22 protein-coding genes are annotated in these 24,204 nt (G+C 44.5%); 7 read left to right on the top strand and 15 right to left on the bottom strand.

Features of this window, described 5'->3' with window-relative positions; all coding sequences use genetic code 11:
- Positions 1-31 precede the first annotated feature (31 nt).
- The gene (locus ACXAD8_RS07085) at positions 32-1,681 is read left to right on the top strand and encodes a methyl-accepting chemotaxis protein (RefSeq protein ID WP_475226603.1); all 1,650 of its coding nucleotides are present in this window, start codon (positions 32-34) and stop codon (positions 1,679-1,681) included.
- On the opposite strand, the gene ACXAD8_RS07080 is transcribed toward ACXAD8_RS07085, so the two are convergent.
- The 5 genes from ACXAD8_RS07080 to ACXAD8_RS07060 all read right to left on the bottom strand — a co-directional run bounded on the left by ACXAD8_RS07080 (position 1,678) and on the right by ACXAD8_RS07060 (position 5,141).
- Positions 1,678-3,009, bottom strand: coding sequence for an ATP-binding protein (locus ACXAD8_RS07080; protein ID WP_475226601.1), 1,332 nt, complete (start codon positions 3,007-3,009; stop codon positions 1,678-1,680). The genes ACXAD8_RS07085 and ACXAD8_RS07080 overlap by 4 nt on opposite strands.
- The gene (locus tag ACXAD8_RS07075; RefSeq protein ID WP_475226599.1) at positions 3,006-3,680 is read right to left on the bottom strand and encodes a response regulator transcription factor; all 675 of its coding nucleotides are present in this window, start codon (positions 3,678-3,680) and stop codon (positions 3,006-3,008) included. The genes ACXAD8_RS07080 and ACXAD8_RS07075 overlap by 4 nt, the downstream gene beginning before the upstream one ends.
- A complete protein-coding gene (locus ACXAD8_RS07070) occupies positions 3,680-3,925 on the bottom strand; it encodes a PepSY domain-containing protein (protein WP_475226596.1) in 246 nt (81 codons plus the stop codon). The genes ACXAD8_RS07075 and ACXAD8_RS07070 overlap by 1 nt, the downstream gene beginning before the upstream one ends.
- Positions 3,926-4,023: 98 nt before the next feature.
- A complete protein-coding gene (locus ACXAD8_RS07065) occupies positions 4,024-4,608 on the bottom strand; it encodes a glycine zipper 2TM domain-containing protein (RefSeq protein ID WP_475226594.1) in 585 nt (194 codons plus the stop codon).
- Positions 4,609-4,697: 89 nt separating this feature from the next.
- Positions 4,698-5,141: a hypothetical protein gene (locus ACXAD8_RS07060; RefSeq protein WP_475226592.1), complete on the bottom strand. Its 444-nt coding sequence runs from the start codon at positions 5,139-5,141 to the stop codon at positions 4,698-4,700.
- A gap of 309 nt (positions 5,142-5,450) precedes the next feature.
- On the opposite strand from ACXAD8_RS07060, the gene ACXAD8_RS07055 reads away from it, so the two are divergent.
- Positions 5,451-6,047, top strand: a complete 597-nt coding sequence (locus ACXAD8_RS07055) for a 1-acyl-sn-glycerol-3-phosphate acyltransferase (RefSeq protein ID WP_475226590.1) — start codon at positions 5,451-5,453, stop codon at positions 6,045-6,047.
- Positions 6,048-6,128: 81 nt separating this feature from the next.
- Here the strand turns inward: ACXAD8_RS07055 and ACXAD8_RS07050 are convergent, their stop codons facing one another.
- From ACXAD8_RS07050 to ACXAD8_RS07020, 7 genes are all read right to left on the bottom strand, one after another.
- Positions 6,129-6,842 carry a SapC family protein gene (locus tag ACXAD8_RS07050; RefSeq protein WP_475226588.1) on the bottom strand — a complete coding sequence of 238 codons (714 nt, stop codon included), beginning with the start codon at positions 6,840-6,842 and terminating at the stop codon, positions 6,129-6,131.
- Positions 6,843-6,974: 132 nt separating this feature from the next.
- Positions 6,975-8,099 (bottom strand): GGDEF domain-containing protein, encoded by a 1,125-nt coding sequence (locus ACXAD8_RS07045; protein WP_475226586.1) that lies wholly within the window; start codon positions 8,097-8,099, stop codon positions 6,975-6,977.
- A 55-nt stretch (positions 8,100-8,154) separates the two neighbouring features.
- Positions 8,155-8,766 carry a PqiC family protein gene (locus ACXAD8_RS07040; protein ID WP_475226584.1) on the bottom strand — a complete coding sequence of 204 codons (612 nt, stop codon included), beginning with the start codon at positions 8,764-8,766 and terminating at the stop codon, positions 8,155-8,157.
- A gap of 7 nt (positions 8,767-8,773) precedes the next feature.
- Positions 8,774-10,435 carry an intermembrane transport protein PqiB gene (pqiB, locus tag ACXAD8_RS07035; protein ID WP_475226582.1) on the bottom strand — a complete coding sequence of 554 codons (1,662 nt, stop codon included), beginning with the start codon at positions 10,433-10,435 and terminating at the stop codon, positions 8,774-8,776.
- Positions 10,432-11,550 carry a paraquat-inducible protein A gene (locus ACXAD8_RS07030; protein ID WP_475226579.1) on the bottom strand — a complete coding sequence of 373 codons (1,119 nt, stop codon included), beginning with the start codon at positions 11,548-11,550 and terminating at the stop codon, positions 10,432-10,434. The genes pqiB and ACXAD8_RS07030 overlap by 4 nt, the downstream gene beginning before the upstream one ends.
- 126 nt (positions 11,551-11,676) lie before the next feature.
- Positions 11,677-13,113: a pyruvate kinase gene (pyk, locus tag ACXAD8_RS07025; RefSeq protein WP_475226577.1), complete on the bottom strand. Its 1,437-nt coding sequence runs from the start codon at positions 13,111-13,113 to the stop codon at positions 11,677-11,679.
- Between the two features lie 189 nt (positions 13,114-13,302).
- Positions 13,303-14,148, bottom strand: coding sequence for a MurR/RpiR family transcriptional regulator (locus ACXAD8_RS07020; protein ID WP_475226575.1), 846 nt, complete (start codon positions 14,146-14,148; stop codon positions 13,303-13,305).
- Between the two features lie 256 nt (positions 14,149-14,404).
- Between ACXAD8_RS07020 and zwf the strand changes: the two genes are divergently transcribed.
- From zwf to ACXAD8_RS06995, 5 genes are read left to right on the top strand one after another with little or no spacing between them, the layout of a single operon-like run.
- Complete coding sequence (gene zwf / locus ACXAD8_RS07015; RefSeq protein WP_475226573.1) at positions 14,405-15,895, top strand: glucose-6-phosphate dehydrogenase; 1,491 nt, start codon at positions 14,405-14,407, stop codon at positions 15,893-15,895.
- Positions 15,896-15,917: 22 nt separating this feature from the next.
- Entirely contained in the window at positions 15,918-16,598 is a 681-nt protein-coding gene (gene pgl, locus ACXAD8_RS07010; RefSeq protein WP_475226571.1) for a 6-phosphogluconolactonase, read from the top strand.
- Between the two features lie 9 nt (positions 16,599-16,607).
- A complete protein-coding gene (gene edd, locus ACXAD8_RS07005; RefSeq protein ID WP_475226570.1) occupies positions 16,608-18,437 on the top strand; it encodes a phosphogluconate dehydratase in 1,830 nt (609 codons plus the stop codon).
- Positions 18,434-19,387 (top strand): glucokinase, encoded by a 954-nt coding sequence (locus ACXAD8_RS07000; protein ID WP_475226569.1) that lies wholly within the window; start codon positions 18,434-18,436, stop codon positions 19,385-19,387. Before edd ends, ACXAD8_RS07000 begins: the two co-directional genes overlap by 4 nt.
- Before the next feature lie 4 nt (positions 19,388-19,391).
- Complete coding sequence (locus ACXAD8_RS06995; protein ID WP_475226567.1) at positions 19,392-20,048, top strand: bifunctional 4-hydroxy-2-oxoglutarate aldolase/2-dehydro-3-deoxy-phosphogluconate aldolase; 657 nt, start codon at positions 19,392-19,394, stop codon at positions 20,046-20,048.
- An 80-nt stretch (positions 20,049-20,128) separates the two neighbouring features.
- On the opposite strand, the gene ACXAD8_RS06990 is transcribed toward ACXAD8_RS06995, so the two are convergent.
- The 3 genes from ACXAD8_RS06990 to ACXAD8_RS06980 are packed head-to-tail and all read right to left on the bottom strand — an operon-like array spanning position 20,129 to position 24,124.
- A complete protein-coding gene (locus tag ACXAD8_RS06990; protein ID WP_475226565.1) occupies positions 20,129-21,034 on the bottom strand; it encodes a hypothetical protein in 906 nt (301 codons plus the stop codon).
- A 2-nt stretch (positions 21,035-21,036) separates the two neighbouring features.
- Entirely contained in the window at positions 21,037-23,418 is a 2,382-nt protein-coding gene (locus ACXAD8_RS06985; protein WP_475226563.1) for a fimbria/pilus outer membrane usher protein, read from the bottom strand.
- The gene (locus tag ACXAD8_RS06980) at positions 23,408-24,124 is read right to left on the bottom strand and encodes a fimbrial biogenesis chaperone (RefSeq protein WP_475226560.1); all 717 of its coding nucleotides are present in this window, start codon (positions 24,122-24,124) and stop codon (positions 23,408-23,410) included. Before ACXAD8_RS06980 ends, ACXAD8_RS06985 begins: the two co-directional genes overlap by 11 nt.
- Positions 24,125-24,204: the final 80 nt, after the last annotated feature.

The raw sequence follows: 24,204 nt of genomic DNA, 5'->3' as shown, positions 1-24,204 counted from the left end.
GATCGCACAAAAAATTTATGCTCAGGGTTTCTTGCAACTGTTTGTCATGCTTCTGATGGGGGGCATTGCCATCTATCAAATGATGAATCTGGGGAAAGACGTCATTGATATCGCCGAAGATGATATTCCCCTAATGCAACAATTCACCAAACTCACCGAGCATCAATTGGAGCACGCCATTTATTTTCAGCGAGTGCTGGTAAATGCCGCACTATCTAAACAGGGAAACACAAATCGATTGACCAAGCTTTCTGCCGCCAGTGACAAAGTCCGCGAACTTCAATCGGTGATTTCAAAGGAAATTGCTAATCTGAACCAATTTATTCAGGCGGCACTGAAACGATCCCACTCTGAAAAGGCTAAAGCTGAATATCAAAAGATAATTCGTTTTCTGGAACAAGCCAAAGGAGAGTTGCAACTTTTGCACAATGATACCAATCAGGCTATTTCATTGGCGAAATCGGGGCAGTTTGAAGCTATAGTGGAATTAGAAGGCAGTATCTATGAACGTGAAAAGAAGATTGATTACCAATTAATCAAGCTGCTGGATGAAGTGCAGGGATTTACCAAGGACAGAGCTGTTCAAGCAGAGAACAAAGAACTGTTTGCACTGAAGCTGTTGATAGTTACATCGGTCGTAGCAGTTGTGATTGCAATTTTCTTACCCTTAGTGGTTAGCCGTTCAATTGTTTTGCCTATACGGAATCTAATTGAAAGATTAGAGCAGGTGGCTGATGGCGATGGCGATTTGACTTATCGCTTGGACGAAAATAGAAAAGATGAGTTGGCCGAAGTGGCCAAGGCTTTTAACCATTTCCTTGCAGTACTCAATACGACAATTAAGAAGGTATCACTACAGGCAAACAAACTTGCTGATATTTCAGAGCTAAGTTCAGAAACATTATTGGAAACTGGAAAGAATGTCGATAAGCAAAAGCAGGAAACTGAAATGGTCGCTACCGCTGTGGAGGAAATGGGGGCTACAACCAATGAAATTGCACGCAATACCAGTGATGCCAGCCAGGTCTCTGAGATGGCCAAAAAAAAGGTGCAGGATGGCAAAAACATCGCATTAAACACCAGGGATATCATCACCCGCCAGGCGGGAGAGGTGGATATGGCTGCAGAGAATCTGGAAAGTTTGTTAAACGAAACAAATAATATTGGCACAGTAACAGATACAATTCAGTCCATTGCTGAGCAAACCAATTTATTGGCACTAAATGCCGCGATAGAAGCGGCCAGAGCAGGAGAAAGCGGTCGAGGATTTGCTGTAGTTGCCGACGAGGTAAGATCACTTGCTCAAAGGACTCGCGAGTCCACGATTAATATCCAGGATCTGGTGGAACGGTTACAGGAAAAAGCGCAGCAAGCCGTAAGTAGTATGGAGAGTACCAGAGAGAGCACGCTGGCCTGTCTGGAAAAAGGTAAACAGACGTCTCAATCATTTGAAGAAACCGCCAGCGCAGTAGTGGAGATCTCTGATTTTAATAATCAGATCGCTGCGGCTTCAGAGCAACAGGCCATGGTAACCCAGGAAATAAATCAAACTTTATCCAGTATTATGGAGTTAGCGGAGAAAACTTCTCAAGGGGCAAAGACAACATTACAGTCTAACGAAACCAGCATGAAGGAGTTGGATAGCTTGCGTAGAGAAATTGCCAGCTTTAAACTTGCTTAAATTGCCTGGCGCGGAAATTTTAGGGTGATTTTTGCGCCCCCGTACTCAGATGTCCCCATTTCTATCTGCCCTTGGTATGCTGAAACTAAATCTGACACGATGGCCATCCCAATGCCTTGTCCTGATTCGTAGCTGTCCAGGCGCTTGCCGCGCTCAAGCAGCAGATTTTGTTTATCCTGAGGTATCCCCGGCCCGTCATCACTGACAGATAGCTCCAAAAAATTATCGCTTTGCTGGACTTCAATGAGAACTTTTTGTTTGGCGGCTTTACAGGCATTGTCCATCAGGTTGCCCAGTAGCTCCATCAGGTCTGTGGCGTCTCCGGAAAACTCGGCATTGTCGATAATTTCGTGCTCAATGACGATATACTTTTCGGCGTACACTTTCTCCATCGCCGCTGTGAGCTTATCCACTAAAGGTTGCAGTGCAACACTCTGATTCCAGCGACTACCCGTACCAGCCACTGCTCGTTTTAGTTGTCGCTGAATAATTTGATCAATTTGGGTTACCGGCTCTTTACCATCGTCTGGCAGGTTTTTAAGACCTGAAAGTACTGCAAGCGGTGTTTTCAGACTGTGAGCCAGATCTCCCAGGCTGTTTTTATAACGCTCTCGCTGGTTTTCTTCCGTGCTGAGTAAATGGTTGAGATTATCTTTTAAGGTTTCAAGCTCGGGGGGATACAGTTGAGTAATGCGGGTGTTGCGTCCCTTCTTGATAGCAGTGATCTCATTTACCAATTTATTGATAGGTTTTAAAGCGGTGTTTAAGGTAAATACCAATAATAGTAACAAGAGTGCGGTGATAACTCCTAACCAATTGAGCAGGGTAGATTCGAAGCGAGCGATTTCCTCATCATATGTGGCTTTGTCCATGAATACATGAAATGCCACAGGCGATAAACCTATGTCTGTTTCAAATTCAGCGGTGTAGCTATAGCGAAAATAAGTCTTTTGTTTTTCTTCATCGGGAATCGTCACAAATTGCGATTTGCCGGCTATCGGAAAATTTTGAATTTCTGGCCATTGCCAGTTAATAGCTGACATGGATTTCCAAACCAGCTTGTCATAATTGTGAATAATGCCGTAGATACCTGAGTCCGGTAAATTAAATTCTCCATGAATCATAAGTTCGGGCATATAGACGGCTTTTCCCTCTATTTCGAATTCAGATATCAAAGTTAAACTCAACAACCTCAGCCGCTCAAACGTAGCCTGATGGATACTGGCTGAATAAGCTTGCTGCAACGCATAATTCATTAGTGGGATAAAAAACAACAGCGCAATAAGCGCTGCTGTAAAAGTGCGTACTTTTAAGGAAATTGGCTTCATAATTGGCGATTAATGCGATATCCGCGGCCTCGAAGCGTCTCGATGGGTTTATAGCTATTGTCAGGGTCTAGCTTTTTGCGCAATCGACCCACAAAGACTTCGATGACATTGCTGTCCAGATCAAAATCCTGATCGTAAATATGTTCGGTTAATTCGGTTTTGGAGATGATCTTTTTGGGGTTCATCATTAAATATTCAATGACTTTGTACTCATAAGCAGTCAGATCCAAAGACTCGCCATTCACCAAAACTTCCTGAGTAACCGTGTCCAGTGTTATCGGGCCAATTTCCACTTTAGGACTGGATTGTCCAGAGGAACGCCTGATCAAGGCATTAACTCGGGCCAATAACTCCTCCTCCTGAAAGGGTTTAGTCAAATAGTCATCGGCACCGGCATCCAGCCCTTCCACTTTTTCTTGCCAGCGATCCCGGGCAGTAAGTATTAAAACCGGGCAACTGATGTGCTTTTGGCGGATCCGTTTTAGCAATTCAAAACCGTCTATTTCTGGTAAACCTACATCCACAATGGCGGCATCGTAGGGGTATTCTTCAAACAAGAATTGAGCCTTTTTGCCATCATCCGCTAAATCTACACTGTAGCCTTGTTTTTGCATCAGCTGATCCAGCTGGGTCAGGAGGCGTGCATCATCCTCTACAATTAATATCCTCATTAACTTCGTCCTTCTTGCCGCTCTTCAGATTTTTTATTAATTTCGATAAATATGACTCTACCGGAGCTTTGTAATATTTTGACCCGGTACTTGTCACCAAGTTTTTCTACTTTCAGCACTCTTCCTGAGACCTGACGTTGTGCTAATTTAGCCGCCTCCGCTTTACTTCTCGCTGACTCAGAGGCCATGCTCTGAAGACTCAAAAACAGAAAGGCGATAAGCGTTATATACTTCAAAAACTGCATTAAATTTTCCGAAAAATTTAGGTTACCTAATGAACAGTGCAGATACATTAAATCTTACTTTGGCTGTTCACTCTTTTGGCAACCTCTAGTGTAACCTCTTATTTTCTTTTGTACATTGTTGGGGAGACGCTTACTTCCAGCCGAATTCGATTACCCGGATGGTGCCTGGTAAAAGTGCTGAATCGTTCCCCTTTGTAGCGATAAACTACCTCATAGCCTTTCAATTTTTTGCCATGATGGGAGTGATGCCTGTGATGTGAACAATGTTCATCGTAATAGCGAACATCATTGTGATACCTGTCATCACGGTATTCGTTATAATAGCGTGTATCATGGTCGCGACCTACTTCGTGTCCAATAACGCCCCCCACTATAGCTCCGGCGACCGTAGCTATGCCTCGGTTCTTACTGTTCTTGCCCAGTGTGTTACCCACCACACCGCCCAAAACTGCACCGGTAAAAGTGGATGCATCTGAAGAATGGTGATTGTAGTGGGAGTAGGTTCTTACTTTTTTCTTTCGGCATTGATAATGTGGATGAGAGTGATGCCCATGACCACTGTGAAAAACGGGCGTTACTTTGATGACTCTGCCATAGTCGTAATAACTGTTGTGTTTACCAGCGATTGCCGTTGCGCTGGTGAACAGCAGTAATGTTGTCAATCCGATCAATATGCGTTTCATAATGACTCTCCTCAGTATGTAAAATAACTTTAGAACAGTCTCGCTGAATAACTGCTGAACTTTTATTAACCACAGAAATTATTTGTCTGTTAGACCTTGCTAATGGGATTTTCGCAATGAGCAAAAATTGTGTGTTTTTTATTGTAGGTGTAGACGTGTACAGACAAAGGGATATCTTTGATTTGCTCCCACATCACGTGTTTATTGGATGACGGGCAAAGTGACATTTGCAGATATTTTTCCTGATCACTTCTGCTCATGTTGAGTTTGTCTGGAATTTGGATATAGGCGTTAATAGTACCATTGACTGCCTGAGCGCCCTGATAGTACCAGTTTCCGCCAAGTATAGTGGTACGAAAGGCGGCATTAACACTTCTTAGCATAGGTTCGGTGACAGTTTCGTCGGAGTCAAAACTGATTTGAGTGGCAGCATTGCTTTGCATACAGCCAGTCAGCAACAGGCTACAGGTGATGGAAAAAACTACTAAAACGAATTGTAGGCTTTGTTTTTTGGCACGAATTACTATGCTCATTGTACTGCTCGAAAATCATCCATAGTGTCCTTCTATCGGCTGATAAAGAAAACCCTAAAGGAAATTTTTATACCGACATGTTATACTTGTTAAAAGGTTGTGTTGTATTTGTTATATGAGGGTGTGGATATTTTCTGGAGAAAAGCGGTCTTAAACACTATGTTAGTGAATTAGATCCAATCATGTACGAGTTTTATGCAACGGGTTTTTCAGTTTTTTAGTTTTTTATGTCTGGCATTTATTAAGCTTTTTGCCAGTGTCTTCTATGGCGGTAGGCCTGTGTGGTTGAGCGCCGAAAAGGAAGAAGCGATGCAACAAGTTAAATTATTGGTTTTTTTGAATCACACCAGCTTGTTTGAGCCACTGTTTATCCGATTTGCGCCCTGGTCATGGCTCTGGACCTTGTCTCACAAATTAGTCGTGCCAGGCGCTGACATCACCATGAAACGTCCCATGGCAGGACGTATATTAAAGGCGCTGATGCCTGGTTGTATACCGATAACCCGCAAGAATGATCATTCGTGGATGTACTTTTTAAGTCAGGTAAGTGAGCAGAAAGTCACCGCCATATTGCCCGAAGGCAGAATGAAGCGGCGCAATGGTTTGGATAAATTCGGTAAACCCATGAGTGTTCGCGGCGGTGTAGCCGATATTTTGCAGTGTCTGGATGATGGCAAAATATTGTTTGTCTATTCCGGTGGACTGCATCATGTGCAGGCGCCAGGAGATAAATGGCCTAACTTGTTTAAGACCTTGCGGGCGAATCTGGAGCTGGTCAATATTAAAGACTACAAACAGCAGCTATTAAAAAAAGCCGATAGTTTTATAGAGCAACAAAGTACCTTTAAACGACAAGTTATCGAAGACATGAACCGCAGGTTAGTGGAGTGCGTACCGGGCAATTAGCCCAATAAGCGCAAATCATCGGCAATAAAAAAGCACTTCCGAGGGGAAGTGCTTTTTGCAACTGGAAAGAGGATATATTGCTTATGCGTTGTTTAACAAAAACGCTTTTCTCTTCATCAGGTTGTTCATCTGACGCATAGAGTACAGGTGCGTGTAAATTGACGGCAACATGCCTTTTTTACGCAGGCTCAGGAAGTCCTCGTCAGACAGGGCGTTTAACTTTTCTTCATCAACCATGGCTACGCCGTCTACAGACATGCGCTTGTCACCGATATTGACAGAAATATTGCGAGTGATGAGTAAGTCTCTTTCAGCCAACTCTTTAGCAAACATCGTGGTGATGTGCTCTTGCTCCAGGTATTTAGCCATGGCTTCTTTTTGCTTTTTAAGGAATTCTGTTTCTTCACCGTCTTCCAAAAATAGCGCCTGACCTTCTGATTCAGATACCTGGTGATGCTCAACATCAATGGCTATGCCGTACTGAGTTTCGTCTTCAGGGTTTTTCAACAAGCCAAATGGAGCATGAGTATATCTCGCTGGCATATACGACGCGTCCCATTTGGTGTCTTTTACAAACAGGTTTTCACCGCGCTCAATACCCATTAAAGCGACTACTTGATATTGTTGGGTATTAGGGTTTTGCACAAAGCAAATTGGAAATTCAACCGCGGCATTAGCAAATTCAGCAATCACCAAAGGTAACAGGTTTTGCTCTTTCAGGTCACTGACATCTGAATTAGGTTTAACACGCAGGTTTTGATGTAATTTATTGTTTAGTTGTTCTATCTTGGCCATTGCCACTCCGACTCTTTGAACTTTTAAAAATCAGGAGCACATACTAAACGGTTCAGTGTATTAGGCAACCTATAAAGCGATAAAAAAAGCAGTTTCTACTGCATTTATCTGCGTCTGTTGTCACACCATAAATTAAGCAGAGGAATCCAGGGAGACAGGGTCGTTGGTAGGGGCTTTAATTACTGGTTGAAATTGATCGCGTCCGTTGGCTTTTGCTTTGTATAAATATTCATCTGCTTTGGCTATGGCGTTTTCAATATCACTCTTTTTAGTGGTAATTTCACTGATACCCATACTGACGGTAATTTCGAACAAAGCCCCTTCATACTCAATTGCAGTGGACTTGATTTTATCGCGAATTTTGTTGGCAACGGTTTGTGCTTGATAGCTGGTGGTCTGCGGTAATACAAACAAAAATTCTTCACCTCCCCAACGTGCAACGATGTCTTGCTTACGCAAAGTTTCCTGAAACAGTCTGGCTAATAAAACCAAGGTTTTATCACCCGCTTCGTGCCCAAAACTATCATTAACCTGCTTAAAATGGTCCACGTCACACAAAATGATAGCAAGGGGAGTGCAGTTGCGTTCCACACGGCGCATTTCACAATCCAGTTTGTCCATCGCGTCGCGACGATTAGAAAGTTGGGTTAGGTGGTCCAGCTTCGCCATTTGCTCGTATTTGTTGCTCATTTCCTGCATAAAGTCAAAAGACTGTTGGCGGGAGTGTTCGTAAAAAGCGGATAAAAAAGTGATGGAGAGAAATGAATAAAGCAATCGGGTCTTAAATTCGTAGGTATAAGAGGTTGCCAGTAACTGCTCACCAGGGAAAAACATAATGACGCTGATGATGATCACAAAAATCGAAATGGATAATAAGCCTTTTTTTAATCCGCTAAAAAACAATGCAACTGGGGAAACCATAAAAATCCACAAGGGGCCGGTATTGTCTTTTCCACCGGAATAAACCAGATAAATCATTAAGGCAAACAAACTGTATAAAATAATGTTTGAAGCTAAGCGAAAGTTACCGGTAAATTTTTGATAAAGATGTGCTAGGTAATACACGAAACTGGCAAGTAATAAGACACCGGCCAGCAACCATTGTTGGTTGATTAAGGCTGCAACTGACATGACCGCTGTAATGCTCAAGCCCACTAAACCAAACAGATTTACAGTAAAAATTTTACGGTTCGATTCTGAATCATATCTGTCCTGAACACCCGTTCGCAGATATCGAGTCAGTATTTTTTTTAACATTATTAGCTACAGTTCTGGTACGCGAAATTTAACTTACGTTAATGCAGTATAGTAATTATTGCTTTGAGTGTCTCTGTTGTGGCGGCAAGTTTTGACTAAAGTATGAGTGGATGTCATCGCTAAGCTGCTTCAATAGTTGATATTGCATCTCAACAGAATGGGAAAAGCCATCTGACTGAAGATTTTTTGAATAGCTAAAGTCACGAGCGGAGTGTGCTTTACCATCCATATATAATACCCAGGAACCCCTTAAAACTGCCTGACCCGAATCGGTGGGGTAGAGCTGTTGGATATCAATGTTAAGTTCGTATCCTGGTTTATTCGTGGCGCTTTTGACGAACTCAACGATATACCAGTTCGCTCTGTGGCTATTGAGTCCATTCACTAATACTGAATGAATACTCTTCATGGGAATCTCAGCCCAAAGGTGCAGGTCCGCAAAATGCAAGCGGTTACTACCGGTTTGCACCACCATTTTATTTTGTTTTAAATAATCAGGCACTCGCAATTTTAACAGGATGTCAGTAGTGGCACTTAAATCTCTGATTTTATGAGTATCAGGGCCGTGATTTAGCTCAGTTTTCAGCTGATAATAACTGAAGTTGGCTGGTTGGTTGGCACAAGCACACAATAATATAACCATTAATACTAGAGTAACGATTTTCATATTCTGATTAATTCCTTCGGGCTTTAGGGATTATGTCAGTTTCTCCGGGTTCCATTGGGAATACCAGGCTATTGGGGGTTTCATTTAGCTGTTGTAAAAGCGGTTTCAATTCCAGCATCAGTGCCTGAAATTCCAGCAACAATTCATTGATTCCGGCATTAGTTTCAGAGTTCCCTGAATAAGTGTTGGCCAGTTGTTCAATGGCATGAAGAGATTGCTGCATTTGGCTAATCAATGCCTCTTCACGGCTCTGCTGTAATAGCTGATTTAGCTCTGAACCTGACTGTTGCAGGGTTTTGGCGGTTGCATCAAATTGCTTAAGTGTTAGGTTGAGATTGTCAGCCATAGATTCAAATGGCAGTTCATTAATCTTATTCAAAATGGATGAGATTTTTTGCGTCAACTGTGCAAATTCATTGGAAATTGTTGGGATGACAGGTAGACCCGATATCGCAGTGATTTCTATCGGCGGCATATTTTTATAGTTTTGTAGATCAACATATTGGCCTCCGGTGATCAGGTTCCCGGTTTCAAGCGTCGCTCTTAAGCCTTTTTGTATCCACAGTGTCAGTTGTTCGGTTACCCAATCTACACCTTCTGGTGAATCTTCAGAGGACACCATGCCCGGGAATATGGCAATGATGATAGGGATCTTATAACCGTCTTCCAATAAGCCATTTTTTTGCTCCTGGGTGACATTAATTTGTTCAACCTCTCCGATAGGCAAGCCTCTGTACTCTACTGGGGCACCAGGCTTAAGTCCGCGCACAGAGTCTTCAATCAGTAACGCAAAGCGCGCTTTGTGTTTGAAGCGGCGGGCGTTTGCGTCAGTCTGACTGGCGTGGATATCAAAATAGGCCCTTTCCTGAATCACCTCACCTCTGGATAAGCCATCAGGAATACCAAAGGTTACGCCGTTGGTCAGCAGGGTCTCGACGGTTCCGGTATGGATAGTCAGACCTTCTGCCCCTAATTCAAGTCGCACTCCACTGGTATCCCAAAAACGGGTATTTGAAGTAATTAACTGATTATAGGGCGCTTCTATAAAGGCGTTGTAATAAACAATACGCTCTTCCAGATTGAAATAAATATCTTCGATTTGACCAACTTGTAATCCTTTATAAATAATGGGGTCGCCTTCTTTGTAGGCAAACTCATCATTGCTGTTGAGGGTGACATGTAATCCCGGTGTGCCAGCAGGTGTTACTGGGGGATCTTCCAGGCCTTCAAAAGTAAACTGCTCAGTCCCGGACATGCCAGGTGCTAACTCGATAAATGGGCCGGATAAAATGGTACTTAGCCCTGTTACACCGGACAGGGATACTCTTGGGGTGACAACCCAAAAATTAGCATCTTCCCTAAGTAAATGGGTTTCATCCTGGTTAATTCGCGCTGTAACTTTAACGCCGGGGTCATTCTTTCTCAGCTGAATACTGGTGACAGTGCCAATGTCGACGTGGCGGGTTTTAATTTTGGTTTTACCGGGCTCCAGACCCTCTGCAGAGCTAAAGTAAATGGTGATTTCCTGTCCCTGGTTGCTGATTTGGTGATATACCAGCCAGGCACCAATAAATATGGCGACAATAGGTAACAGCCATAATTTGGAAATACTATGCAATTCTTCTGCATGAGCGTGATGAATTTCTTCGTTGTTTTCTTTATCTGTCATACTGGGTTTGTTTGCCATAATAATTTTGAATCAAAACTCTTTGCTGCGAACATGGTCAAGATAACCACGCCCGAAAAGGCGAGGGCGGCCGGGCCCGGGTAGATAGACATTGTGCCTCCCAATTGCACCAGGCTAACCAATATCGCAACCACAAATACATCTACCATTGACCATTTACCTATTAACTCGGTAAGTCTGTACCAGCTCATCTTATGTTGAGGACGCTTTATATTGCCGTGTTGTACTGTCGCATTTAACCAACACAAGATAACCAGTTTCGCCACTGGCACAATAACACTGGCAGTAAAAATAATAATGGCAATGGGATATGAGCCGGATTCCCACAGCAAAAATACGCCACCCAGAATGGTAGAGAGTTCAGACTGACCCAGCAAATTAGTTTCCATAATGGGCCAGAGATTGGCTGGTACATACAATAAACAAGCGCTGAAGAGTAACGCCCAGGTCTTGTGAATACTGTGTTTTCTGCTTCTGGGTTTTGCTTTTACAATGGCTTGGGTGATTTCGCGAAGCTGGTATTCGTCGAGGTGTAATAAAGTGAGGGTACTAAAGCAAACAAACGCACAAAAGGTAAAAAAAGAGGGGCCAAAGGATACGTCTGCAAGAGATACAATCTTTACCAGACTCACCAAAACACTGATCAAAAAAATATCTGCCATATTCCAGGGAAGCAGTTGGAACACAAAATGTGTCAGGCGACGGTTAAATGGTTTATTGCTGTTTAGCAAAACTGACAGTGAAAGAAAAAGCAGGCTTGCCAGTACGATTGCCGGAATGAACAAAATAAAGAAGGATTCAATAATCGCCAAAATCAGATAATTGTTACTGACCAGCACACCTAATCCGGTGGGAATAGATATGGATTGCGTTTTTCCGGCGGCAGTAAATGAGATAAATTCAAAAGGTAAACTAAGTAAAAGAAATACTAAAGCGGTCAGAGAGAACAGGGCCACTTTTTGGATCGCATTAGCTCGCTTGGAGGTCAGTAAAAATCGACACCTGGGGCACTGTATCTTGTGCTTAACGGGCAGGTTATGTACTCGCACATTGGCTGCACATTCGTGACAATGGATGGTGTAAGTTGATTTCTCCATAGTACCAGGTGATGAGCACTTTACACTGAGTGTGCATCAAATTTCCCTGGCCTGCAAACAACAAATGATTGACCAAAAACCAAAAAGCCGACACTGGGTCGGCTCTGGCACAAAAAGTAGCTCTGATTAGGGAACCGTCACTATCTTGCAGCCATTGGTGGCACCGATAGTCTCCATGGCGTCGCCGTAAGTCATGATGAATTGATCACCGGACTCCACCAGGCCTTTTTCCTGCAAACAGTCAATGACGTCGTTCTTCAGTTCCCCCGGAGCACAGTGACTGGAGTCAAAGTAAACGGGTTTTACTCCCCTAAACAGCGCCATTTCATTCAATGAATGCTCGTGACGTGATAAACCGTAAATTGGCAGAGAGCTGGTTATACGCGACATCAATTTGGCTGTATTGCCGCTCTCGGTCAGGGCAACTATAGCTTTGATAGTTTTCAGGTGATTAGCGGCATAGACTGCCGATAATGCGGTGGTTTCGCTGATTGTGGTAAATTCTTCCGTTACTCTGTGCTTCGAGATTTTAACGCTGGGATGAGTTTCTGCACCTTCACAAACCCGTGCCATAGCTTTAACGGTTTCCACCGGGTAATCACCTGCGGCAGTTTCAGCAGACAGCATGACCGCATCAGTACCATCCAGAACCGCATTGGCGACATCCATCACTTCTGCGCGAGTTGGCATTGGACTGGTAATCATGGATTCCATCATTTGAGTGGCAGTAATAACTACTTTGTTTAGCTGGCGAGAACGTGAAATTAACTTTTTCTGTACTCCAACAAGTTCCGCATCTCCAATTTCCACACCCAGATCTCCCCGGGCTACCATTACTGCATCACTGGCTTCAATGATATCGTCCATGGCTTCATCTGTTGCCACCGCTTCCGCGCGCTCTACTTTAGAGCATATTTTGGCATGACAGCCTGCCGCTTTAGCCAGCTCTCTGGCGTAATTCAGGTCGGCACCAGAACGAGGAAAAGAGACCGCCAGATAATCCACGTTCATTTTTGCCGCAGTTTTTATATCTTGTTTGTCTTTTTCGGTCAGTGCATCCGCAGAAAGACCACCACCCTGACGGTTTATGCCTTTATTGTTAGAAAGTTTTCCACCTACGGTAACTTCGGTGTGCACCTTAGCACCTTCAACCGCAGTGACTCTCAGTTGTATTCTACCGTCATCCAGCAATAAAACGTCGCCGGGGCCAACGTCATTGGGAAGTTCTTTGTAGTCGATACCAACAGATGTTTGCGTGCCAGATTCGCGATCCAATTCAGCATCCAGAGTAAAGGCATCGCCTACATCAAGCTGTACAGCACCCTCTTTAAATTTAGCTACGCGAATTTTAGGTCCTTGTAGATCCCCCAAAATGGCCACGTATTTACCCAGACGCTTCGCTGCATTTCTGACCTTTTGAGCGCGATTGATATGGTCTTCAGCGGTGCCGTGTGAGAAGTTCATTCGGACAACGTTTGCTCCCGCAGCAATGACCGCTTCAATACGTTCATCGGTATCGGTAGCGGGACCCAGAGTGGCCACAATTTTGGTTCGTCTTAACATCTTTTTCTGCTCGCTTAGGTGGAAATAATGAGAATCAGGGGCGTTTATGGCGCCCTGAATATCCAGATTTGTAATTTTATTACAAAATACTAGTCTAAAATGAGAGATTTGTGAAACTCATCTGAAATAAATTGAGATTTTTACTCAAGACATCGGATGAGTTTCTGCAGAGATTGGTGAGAATTTGCCTTATCGCTTGTCAAAGCGAGAGTCTCTTAACGAGTCTTTAACTCGCTTCAGGTTTTCTCTGAATTTTGAGCCTCGACGCAGGGTAAATCCGGTGGCTAAGATATCAATTAAAGTCAACTGTGCGATACGGGATGCCATTGGCATATACATATCAGTATCTTCTGGCACTTCCAGCGACAGAACCAGGCTGCATTCATTGGCCAGTGGGCTGTTAATTGCGGTTATACCTACAACTGTTGCGTCGTTGGCTTTGGCCAGTTGGGCTAATTCCACCAGGCTTTTGGTACGACCGGTGTGAGAAATTAAAACAACGACATCGCCTTCGGTACAATTCATACAACTCATGCGTTGCATCAATATATCTTCAAAATAGATAACCGGCACATTAAATCTGAAGAATTTGTTCAGGGCGTCGTGAGCCACAGAAGCCGAGGCCCCCAGGCCAAAAAACGATATCTTTTTGGCCTGTGTTAGCAGGTCTACTACGCGGTTAATGGCATGAATATCCACAGACTGTCTCGCCACTTCCAGGGCTGCCATGGTGGATTCAAATATCTTTTTGGAATATTCCTCCGGCGTATCATGCTCTTCTACATGCCGGTTAACATAAGGGGTGCCATTGGCCAGGCTTTGTGCCAAATGCAGTTTAAAGTCAGGGTAGCCCTTGGTATCCAGTCTGCGACAGAAGCGATTAACTGTGGGTTCACTGACATCTGACATCTTTGCCAGGGTAGCAATACTGGAGTGGATCGCGGTCTGAGGGTTGGCTAATATAATTTCTGCCACCTTGCGTTCAGACTTGCTAAAAGCCCCTTTTTGTTGAGCAATCTTTTCTAGAATATTCATGCGCTCTCGAAATATTTAATTATACTTGTTGTTTACTGCGTTTTTCGGCTGTAATTCTTTGACATGAAAATGTCACATAATTACAAACTAAGGCTGACATTAAATGAACGCTTCGTCAAAATTATATGCATTTGGTTGTAAATTTACTACAAATATAGTTTACTGTCGCTATATGGCTAGGGTAAACGTGTTAAAATATAGTAAAATTACAGCACGTATCTGTACCTAACTGAGTTTACTACAAAAGGTTATTTCTATGGCGCCTAATAAAGTAATTGAGCCTTGTGATTTTGTATTGTTTGGAACCAAAGGTGATTTGGCTCGTCGAAAATTACTGCCTTCCTTATACGAGCTTGAAAAAGCCAAACTGATCCACGAGCAAACCAAGATCATTGGTGTTGCCCGCTATGAAGTTACACAAGAAGAATATGTTGAGCTGGTAAAAACAAATATTGAAAAGTTTACCGGTAACTCCCTGTGCAATGATACCTGGGAAAGATTTAGTGCAAAGTTAGAGTATGTACAAATCGATATGCAGGATTACGACAGTTACTCTTTGCTGCAAGGCTGTATTGATGAGTCCCGCACCATGGTGTGCTACCTGGCGACGCCGCCTTCCATTTATGGTGATATTTGTAAGGGCATGAATGCCGCCGGTATTATTGACCCCAGTGTACGGGTCGTATTGGAAAAACCCATCGGCCATGATCTTGAAACTTCCAAAGTGATCAACGATCAGGTTGCTGAGTTCTTCAAAGAAAGTCAGATCTACCGAATTGACCATTACCTGGGTAAAGAAACCGTACTTAACCTGATGGCGTTGCGTTTCGCAAACTCTATTTTCGCCACTAACTGGGATCACAATTGCGTCGACCACGTGCAAATTACCGTGGCTGAATCCGTTGGGATCGAAGGTCGTTGGGGATATTTTGACGATGCAGGTCAAATGCGCGATATGGTGCAAAATCATCTGTTGCAAATCTTGACTTTGATTGCCATGGAGCCGCCAGCCAGTCTCGATGCTAATAGTGTTCGGGATGAAAAATTAAAAGTATTAAAATCTTTGCGTCCTATCAACGCTTCAAATATCCGTGAAAACACCGTCCGTGGTCAATACACCAGCGGTTTTGTGCGCGGAGAAGAGGTACCAGGGTATCTTGAAGAAGAAGGGGCAAACACTGAGAGTGAAACTGAATCATTTGTTGCCCTAAAAGTAGAGTTGGATAACTGGCGTTGGGCTGGTGTTCCTTTCTATCTGCGCACCGGCAAACGGATGCCTCGCAAGGTGAGTGAAATTGTTATTTATTTCAAACCACAGCCTCACAACCTGTTTAAAGATAGCTTTAATCAGTTACCACCTAACAAGTTGACTATCCGCCTGCAGCCCGATGAAGGGGTTGAAATCACGGTAATGAACAAGGTGCCTGGATTGACCAGTTCAGGTTCTATGAATCTGCAAAAGTCCAAGCTGAACCTGAGTTTCTCTGAGGCCTTCGATACTAAACGTATTCCAGATGCCTATGAAAAGCTGTTGCTGGAAGTCTTGCTGGGTGATCAGTCTCTGTTTGTTCGTCGTGATGAAGTCGAAGAAGCCTGGAAGTGGGTGGACAGCATTTTGGATGCCTGGAATAAGAGCAACGAAAAACCCGAACCTTATCAGGCGGGTACCTGGGGACCTGTAGCATCTATTGCTTTGTTGGCACGTGAAGATCGCGCCTGGTATGAAAGTAAGATCACAAAGAAATAGATAATCGGGTTTAGAGGTAAAAATGAAACAAACGCTATACAGAAACGCAGAAGAGTTAACCGTCCACTTTGCAGGTAAAATAACTGCCATTTTGGACGCTGCTATTAAGGCAAAAGGGCAGGCCAGCATCCTGGTTTCAGGAGGTCGCACCCCTTTACCACTTTTTAAGGCTTTGTCTGAATCTGACATTGATTGGTCAAAAGTAGTGATCAGCCTCGCTGATGAGCGCTGGGTGAGTCCCGAAGATGATGCCAGCAATGAAAAGCTGGTGCGCGCTAACCTGTTGCAAGGTAATGCTGCATCCGCCACTTTTATTGGTATGAAAACCGAACATGAAAATGCCGCTGATGCGGTTGTAGAATTGCAATCTCGTTACGAGCAAATGAGCTGGCCAGTTGACGTGTTAATTCTGGGTATGGGAGAAGACGGACATACCGCGTCTTTGTTCCCTTGCTCTGAGCAGATTCAGGATGGCTTAAAAACCAGTGCGAAATTGTTAGCTGTACAACCCACAACTGCGCCTCATCAACGCATGTCATTTTCATTAAATGCTCTGCTTCAGAGCGAGAATATCTTTTTACACCTCACCGGTGAGAGCAAAAAAGCCGTGCTTGAGAATGCTCTGGCTGGTGATAATGCACTTGAAATGCCCATTCGAGCGGTCATCCAGAACGCTGATGTCGAACTAGTCTGGGCTCCTTAGGAGGAATTCATGAATACCCTTATTCAGGAAGTAACTCAGAGAATTGAAGAACGCAGTAAAGCCACGCGCGCTGCTTATTTGAAGAAAATTTCTGACGCCAGACAACAAGGCCCGCATCGCGGCGTGTTGTCTTGTGGTAACCTGGCACATGGTTTTGCAGCCTGTAGCAAAGAAGAGAAAGCTGATTTAACCAGCATGTTAAAGGCTAATATTGCCATTGTATCTTCGTACAATGACATGCTTTCAGCCCATCAACCCTATGAGGAATATCCTAAACGCATTAAAGAAGCAGTGCGTAACATAGGCAGTGTTGCCCAGTTTGCCGGTGGTGTACCGGCCATGTGTGACGGTGTCACTCAGGGTACACCTGGAATGGATTTGAGTCTGATGAGCCGTGATGTCATTGCACAATCAACGGCTGTAGCACTGTCCCACAACATGTTTGATGGTGCCCTGATGTTGGGTATTTGTGACAAGATCGTACCCGGATTGCTCATTGGCTCATTGGCCTTTGGTCACCTGCCAACGGTATTTGTTCCAGCGGGTCCTATGCCTTCGGGGTTACCCAATAAAGAAAAGGCGCGAATTCGACAGTTATTTGCCCAGGGCAAAGTGGGACGTGACGAATTACTTAAAGCTGAATCTGAGTCTTATCACTCTGCGGGAACCTGTACATTCTATGGCACTGCCAATAGTAATCAGTTGGTTGTTGAAATGATGGGATTACACTTGCCGGGTTCGTCATTTGTTAATCCTGGTACAGAGTTGCGCGACGCTCTAACTGATGCAGCGGCAGTGCAGGTAACTCGTCTAACTGATCTAGGTGATAACTACTTACCTATTGGTCATATTGTTGATGCTAAGGCTATTGTTAATGGCTTAGTGGGATTGCTGTCTACAGGCGGTTCTACTAATCACACTATGCACCTTGTGGCCGTTGCCAGAGCCGCAGGTTATATCATCAATTGGGATGATTTCTCCGATATTTCCAACGCAGTACCATTGTTAACTCGTATCTATCCAAACGGTTCGGCTGATATCAATCACTTTACTGCTGCCGGTGGTATGTCTTTATTATTTAAAGAGTTACTGGATGCGGGCTTATTGCACAATGATGTTAAAACCATTTGTGGTGATACTCTGGATAAGTATCGCATGGAGCCGAAAATCCTGGATGGGGAACTGACCTGGGTGGAAGGGCCCACTAAGTCCATGGATAAAGAAGTGGTTGCTTCTGTTGCTGCGCCGTTCAAACCCGATGGTGGATTAACGGTACTGAACGGCAACCTTGGTCGCGCCGTTATCAAAAACTCTGCAATGAGAGCCGGTTCTGAACATATCAAAGCGCCAGCGGTGGTATTTGAAGACCAATTCGAACTGGACGCAGCCTTTAAGGCCGGTGAGTTGGACAAAGATTGTGTTGTAGTAGTGAGATTTCAGGGGCCGAAAGCCATCGGCATGCCTGAGTTACACCGCCTGACTCCGCCTTTAGGCGTATTACAAGACAAAGGTTATCACGTCGCTTTGGTTACTGATGGCCGTATGTCTGGTGCATCAGGTAAGGTACCGGCTGCAATTCATGTTACCCCGGAAGCATGGGACGGTGGTCTAATTGCAAAGGTGCAAAATGGCGATGTGATCGAGTTAGATATTGGCACTGGAGCGCTAACGCTGCACGTGCCAGAAGATGAATTGGCAAAACGAGAAATCAAAGCTGCAGATATTGCGCACCACCAGATTGGTATGGGACGTGAGCTGTTTGGTGGCATGAGAACCCATTTGAGTAAAGCGGAAGAAGGAGCTTGTTCCTTGTTCATTGAACAGGAGCAAGGGGAATGACCGCTTGTTTTGTCGCTGACGTCGGTGGTACCAACATCCGTCTGGCTCAAAGTCAAAACGGAAAGCTGACTTCCATTAAAAAATACCTGTGCAATGACTTTGAAACTATTGCTGATGTTATCAAAGCCTATATGGCTGAGTTTCCATCTCAGAAATTTGTAGCGGGTTGCATTGGCATTGCCTGTCCGGTGAACAGTGATTTGATCATTATGACCAATCACACCTGGCGCTTTTCAGTAAAGACTCTGCAGCAGGATTTAGATCTGGAATGGCTACACGTTATTAACGATTACACGGCCGTTGCTATGTCCTTGCCTGTGTTGGATGCCAGTCAAAAAGTTCAGATTGGCCCAGGCGAAGTTAAGGCCAGAGAAAACATTGCTGTTTTTGGACCGGGTACGGGTCTAGGGGTAGGGCATCTGGTGCCGGTATCTGAAGGGTGGCAGTGTCTTGATGGCGAAGGTGGCCATGTGGATTTACCCATCTATAACAAAGACGATTTGATTGTTTGGGAGTATCTGCGTGACAAATACGGCTATGCATCGGCGGAAGAAGCCTTATCGGGTCGCGGGCTGGTACAAATTTATGAAGCAATTGCGCTGAATCGCAAACTGGCCGTGCGTTTTACACAACCAAAAGAAATCACTGCTAATGCCTTAGATGGTAGTTGTAATGTGTGTTTGTCGGCACTGAATCGCTTTTGTGAATTAATGGGCACATTCGCCGGTAATCTGGCATTAAATGTCGCAGCTCATGGCGGTGTATACATTGCCGGTGGCATTGCGCAAAGATTTGTGGATTTCCTGAAATCCAGTGACTTTAGAACACGTTTTGAAGCCAAAGGGCGCTTTCAACAATACGTGGCTGATATTCCAACCTTTGTTATCACAGAGGCTGATCACGGTTTGATTGGCACTGCTGCATATCTGGAACAGAATTTTAAGGGTTAATACTATGAGTAATAATTGGCTCCGCAGCTCTGCGGATGTTTTCGCCCAAGGTCCGGTTGTACCGGTTTTGGTAATTAAAGAACTGGAATATGCTGTGCCTTTGGCAAAAGCGCTTATTGCTGGTGGCATTAAAGTTTTGGAAGTGACATTGCGTACCCCTGTGGCACTGGATGTGATTGCTAAAATCGCTAGGGAAGTTCCCGAAGCGGTGATTGGTGCTGGAACAGTAACCAATCGTGAGCAACTAAAAGCCGTCACTGAAGCTGGAGCGCAGTTTGCGATCAGTCCGGGATTAACTCCGGATCTATTAAAGGCGGGGAAAGAAGGTAGTATTGCTTTGATCCCAGGAATAGCCTCAATTTCAGAGTTGATGGTGGGATTAGATCACGGCTATGATCATTTCAAATTTTTTCCGGCAGAAGCATCAGGTGGTATTAAAGCGATTAAATCCATCAGTGGCCCGTTCCCCGATGTGACATTCTGTCCTACCGGTGGTATCAGCCCTAACAATTATCTGGATTACCTGGCTTTATCTAACATCAAATGTGTTGGTGGCTCTTGGTTAGCCCCAGAAGATGCCATGGCATCCGGTAACTGGCAGCGTATTACCGAACTCGCAGAAGAGGCTGTTGCCGGCGCTAAAACGGTTAGCAAAAGCTAAACAAGTTCTTTATCCCCAGAGCGTCAACACGCTCTAATAAAAAACCAGCAACGTTGCTGGTTTTTTATTAGAGCGTGTAGTTATCTGGCACTCACTGTCACTATCAGGTTGTCGATATAACGCCCTGCTGGTTTAAAGTCGACGTCAGTGACTTTGACTTTGAACGGAATTGAACTGGTGGAGAGGGGATTATAATTAGTGTAACCCCGAGAAAAGCTGCTCCCAGCATCGAAGGTACTGCCATCCATTGTTACCTGATAGGGGATTAATGCCGCGCTGTTTTGATGTTTTAAGCCACCATTTTCAGAAGCCACTGACACATTGTAATGAATATTAGAATAAATATTAATATCCCAACTGGCAGAGCTACCGTTATACAGGTTGCCTAGCTCGACATAATAAAAACTCCCCGAACCCGATACCACTGAGTTGGTGGGCACGCTGACATCCAAAACCGAAGGCACCTCGGCAGATACCGTTGTCCATACTTCTGGAGATATATGGTAACCATAATAAGTGGCTACAACACTGGTAATACCGTTGTAATTCCCGGCTATTTGGGCTTCTGTGCTGCGCAATTGCGCCCATACCCGCAAGCTTTTAACTCTGTAAACGGGCACTGCCCAGGCGATGCGACCGTTAATGGAGTATTGGGCAAAATGGTTGCGATGTTTGTCTACCAAATCTGTTTCTATATAATCCTGGCCAGAACTCAGTACTAGCGAAGTGTTGTTATCGGTATAAAACAAAATATGGGTGACGCAATCATCGGTCCTTTCCGAAAAGCGAACTTTTATCGGGATCGTTTGCTGATTGCGTCGATTTGCACGCCATGAGAGTGTGTCTGTGGTAACAGTAAAGTCCGTTGGGCAAAAGTCATAATAATCTGAATCAGCGTAGACCTGACCGGAAAAGGTGCTGGGAAGCAAAAGCAATATCACTGTACAAGCGAAGCTTTGCTGCATGCCATTGATAAGTACATTCAACCTCATTGTGCCTTGGTCTCACTGTTGATTTTTTGTAGCTTTACTATGCCTAATCGAATCAAACTAATATCTCCCTCGGGTATCTGGATATTGGCTACGCTATCTCCGAATTTAATTTGATAGTCACCGACACCAATACCTTCAATGACGAAACGCCCCTTGCGATTGGTAAATAAGGTCGCAGAAAAGCCTTCCCCTGTGATTGTGCCTCGCTGTAACGATACCGGATTGTTGTCTGAATCTTTGACATAACCCAGTGCGGTATATGAAAGATCCGAGCCAATAGTGATGACATGACCCGTATTTGTACCACCCACTATACTATAGGTCCCGGGTCCCCAATCATAGCCAAGTGGCACGTTGAGAGCATTAATATTCACAATGCCCTCGGTATAACTGGAGCCAATATTGACTAACCCTCCGATGCTTGTGCCTGCTGAACCGGTGCTTGTGCCCGTAGGCGAAGGGTTGATCTGCACATCCGCTTTCTCCAGCGTAGGGTGAGTTTCTACCACCGCAAATGGCGTTCTGATATTGCTGCCAATGCCCACCTTTCCATCAGCTATGCCAACAGACGTTGACAGGTTTACCCGGTAATCATTGGAGCGAGACAAGGAACTGCGTTCCTGTGTCCGGGCGCTGACATCAAGCCTGAATCGGTTATGAGTGTAACTGCCGCTTAAATTGTAAGACTCAAGGCCTTTGGACTTATTCGCCTCGATACTGTAACCATAATCATTTTGGTAGTTGCGATTAATTTTGGAGTAACTGGCGCGCAAGTTGTCATTTTGACTGCGATAATCTACTCGTTTCCGGGTCAGGTTTTTGCTATTAAATCCCGACCAGTTAAAGTTTAAAAACAGACTGTTTTCGTCATCAGTGATGACTCTGTCGTTGTTTTGACGCTGATATTGCAGACTTACTCTCATGCTCTGATATCGCCAGCTAAGCTGGGCATTGATACTGTCTGAGGTGCTGTTCACGTCGTTTATCGTGCGTCTGGCGTTAACGCTAAAATCAAAACGGTCATTGATGAACCAACTGTAGTTTACCGAATAAGTTTCATCAGAGTTAGAAGCCGGCGAGTCCAACCAGGGAGATTGTACAAAGTTTTTCCGTTTTTGATAGCTAAGACGCAGATTGGGCACGCCAAAATTGGAACTGCCTAAAACTGTATGTTCAGTATCCAGCGAGATGGCAGAGCCGGGAGTATCCTGATATTCGCTGGTGGTCATTCTGAAGGTGAAATTACCAAAGGATGTACCTGTGGTTACCGTGGTACCCACCAAGAAGTCGCCGTCAGCGTATAGGGCATTAACGCCTGCGGTGATGGTATCTGTCAGACCTGCCTCATAGAAGCCCGCCATAACCAATGGGTCGAGATAATCATACCGGAAGTCTCGGAACTGGCTGGGGTAACCCACTTTAAAAGCCCATACGGTCAGTCCTTTTTCTAGTAATTGGGAATTAAAAAAGGTGTTAAAAGTGAAGGATTCACGCTCTCCATTGGCGTAAGTGGCCACCACCTCAACATCGTTTTGGCCGGTGCTTAATGGCAGGTCGTTGAGGTCATAACGACCAGGATTTAATCGCACTTTTGCCACAATATTGTTGTTAACCAGTACCTGTACTTCGCCCGCTTGCTTCATATAAAACTCCTGCGAGTTCGAAGGACTGATGCGTTTTAATGGTTGCAATTGCTGGTAGGGTGTTGAAATACTTAAGCCACCGGCATTGAGAGCGGGCAGGTGACCTTTGTTAAAACTGGATATATCGCCAACTTCAATGCGTCGGGGTTTACTGAAATCATCCTTGAATAAGGTCACCTCACCGCGATAAAGCTCGCTATCGTCATCTTCATTTTCATAAAACACCGACCAATTAAGATTATAACCGTCATGGCCACCAAAATTACTTTGTGCAATCCAGTCAATGGCGAGGCTGTCTTCCTGAACATTTGATTTGTCGACACGTAAATTGAAGTCATTCAGGATAGACCAGTTCGCAGCAGGACTGGGAGTGGCCAGATAGTTACGATTGCCGTAAGTGAGTCTATCCACTGCCATGGCATCCGGGGATAATTCTAATACAACGACAAGATCCTTGGTGTTGAGTGTCAGGGAAATGCCGCGCTCTTCAAGTCGCGCCATGGACAATTCACCCTGACTATTGTTCAGGAAACGTTTGGTTTCTTCGCTGAGTAATTCAGAAAGGGGCAAAGCCAATGCGTCACCTTCAACACTGTGCAGGCTAAAGTTCTCCAGTACAAAGGTGACTTCACCTACTTTTTTTTCTTGCCACTGCACAGGCAGACTCATGCTGTACATAGCAGCATGAGTGGTAAAGCTTAAAAAGAAAAATAGCAGTAATGCGCTATTTCGCATTATTGGCCGTCACCAGTTTTACCTGTGTTGGCAGTGCGTCCTCTGTAACCAGTTCGCTAAGATCTATAGATAACTTATGCTCTGGCATTAAATAGGTGACAGGCATTTTTTGTTGCAACCATGTCCATTCGCCTTGCGTCTCGCCATTCACCTGGATGGTGCTTTGAACCAGGTTTACCACTGCATCACCGTTGTTGATAATCTCTAGTTTACAGTTATCTTGTGCCTGGCAATTTAAGGTCTGGGCTAAGGCTCCCGTGCTCTCTGGTTGAGAGACAAATACCAGGGTGGCAAAATTGAAAATCATGTTGACCTGGGATTCCTGGCCTTGCTGTTCAATGGGCAGTTGTTTAAACACAATGCGATAGGATTGAGTTTTTTCAAAATCGACATCGCCTAAATACTGAGCGCGAAAAACCTGATATCCATTGGCAGGTACGTCCATTTGCGGTGGCAATACGATAAAGTCATCTTCTGCTTCTGTCAGTATCTCTTGCTGATTTTCATCGAAACTGCGTTTGTAGACCACTACTTCAATAGGCACCGAGGTATCACTGGGGTTGATGACTCGATAGGTTATTGCAGAGCGATTTCCGCTGGTGTGCAATTCAGCTACCATGGGTTGAACCTGGTAAGCAAAAGTGCTGACGGAAACAATTGAAAGAGTTAAAGCGAGTAACCATTTGACATGGCGTAACTGAAGCATGAGCGCACTCCGACCGATTATTTTTATACTGGTAAGCAAAAGTCGGCATAGCGCCGACTTTCGTTATTTTTTATGTGCCC

The sequence above is a fragment of the Planctobacterium sp. AWH2_060 genome, assembly GCF_056158425.1.
Note: the sequence above shows the minus strand (reverse complement) of the source record. Positions and strands in the feature narration are given on the sequence as shown.

What these genes read in the sequence shown, in the direction of transcription:
- ACXAD8_RS07075 (WP_475226599.1), bottom strand. Translation starts at nt 3,680, where the DNA reads ATGAGGATATTAATTGTAGAGGATGATGCACGCCTCCTGACCCAGCTG.
- ACXAD8_RS07030 (WP_475226579.1), bottom strand. Translation starts at nt 11,550, where the DNA reads ATGGAGAAATCAACTTACACCATCCATTGTCACGAATGTGCAGCCAAT.
- ACXAD8_RS06980 (WP_475226560.1), bottom strand. Translation starts at nt 24,124, where the DNA reads ATGCTTCAGTTACGCCATGTCAAATGGTTACTCGCTTTAACTCTTTCA.
- ACXAD8_RS07045 (WP_475226586.1), bottom strand. Translation starts at nt 8,099, where the DNA reads ATGTTAAAAAAAATACTGACTCGATATCTGCGAACGGGTGTTCAGGAC.
- ACXAD8_RS07020 (WP_475226575.1), bottom strand. Translation starts at nt 14,148, where the DNA reads ATGAATATTCTAGAAAAGATTGCTCAACAAAAAGGGGCTTTTAGCAAG.
- ACXAD8_RS07070 (WP_475226596.1), bottom strand. Translation starts at nt 3,925, where the DNA reads ATGCAGTTTTTGAAGTATATAACGCTTATCGCCTTTCTGTTTTTGAGT.
- pgl (WP_475226571.1), top strand. Translation starts at nt 15,918, where the DNA reads ATGAAACAAACGCTATACAGAAACGCAGAAGAGTTAACCGTCCACTTT.
- ACXAD8_RS07080 (WP_475226601.1), bottom strand. Translation starts at nt 3,009, where the DNA reads ATGAAGCCAATTTCCTTAAAAGTACGCACTTTTACAGCAGCGCTTATT.
- ACXAD8_RS07055 (WP_475226590.1), top strand. Translation starts at nt 5,451, where the DNA reads ATGCAACAAGTTAAATTATTGGTTTTTTTGAATCACACCAGCTTGTTT.
- pyk (WP_475226577.1), bottom strand. Translation starts at nt 13,113, where the DNA reads ATGTTAAGACGAACCAAAATTGTGGCCACTCTGGGTCCCGCTACCGAT.
- ACXAD8_RS07060 (WP_475226592.1), bottom strand. Translation starts at nt 5,141, where the DNA reads ATGAGCATAGTAATTCGTGCCAAAAAACAAAGCCTACAATTCGTTTTA.
- ACXAD8_RS07040 (WP_475226584.1), bottom strand. Translation starts at nt 8,766, where the DNA reads ATGAAAATCGTTACTCTAGTATTAATGGTTATATTATTGTGTGCTTGT.
- edd (WP_475226570.1), top strand. Translation starts at nt 16,608, where the DNA reads ATGAATACCCTTATTCAGGAAGTAACTCAGAGAATTGAAGAACGCAGT.
- ACXAD8_RS07000 (WP_475226569.1), top strand. Translation starts at nt 18,434, where the DNA reads ATGACCGCTTGTTTTGTCGCTGACGTCGGTGGTACCAACATCCGTCTG.
- zwf (WP_475226573.1), top strand. Translation starts at nt 14,405, where the DNA reads ATGGCGCCTAATAAAGTAATTGAGCCTTGTGATTTTGTATTGTTTGGA.
- pqiB (WP_475226582.1), bottom strand. Translation starts at nt 10,435, where the DNA reads ATGACAGATAAAGAAAACAACGAAGAAATTCATCACGCTCATGCAGAA.
- ACXAD8_RS06995 (WP_475226567.1), top strand. Translation starts at nt 19,392, where the DNA reads ATGAGTAATAATTGGCTCCGCAGCTCTGCGGATGTTTTCGCCCAAGGT.
- ACXAD8_RS07050 (WP_475226588.1), bottom strand. Translation starts at nt 6,842, where the DNA reads ATGGCCAAGATAGAACAACTAAACAATAAATTACATCAAAACCTGCGT.
- ACXAD8_RS06985 (WP_475226563.1), bottom strand. Translation starts at nt 23,418, where the DNA reads ATGCGAAATAGCGCATTACTGCTATTTTTCTTTTTAAGCTTTACCACT.
- ACXAD8_RS07065 (WP_475226594.1), bottom strand. Translation starts at nt 4,608, where the DNA reads ATGAAACGCATATTGATCGGATTGACAACATTACTGCTGTTCACCAGC.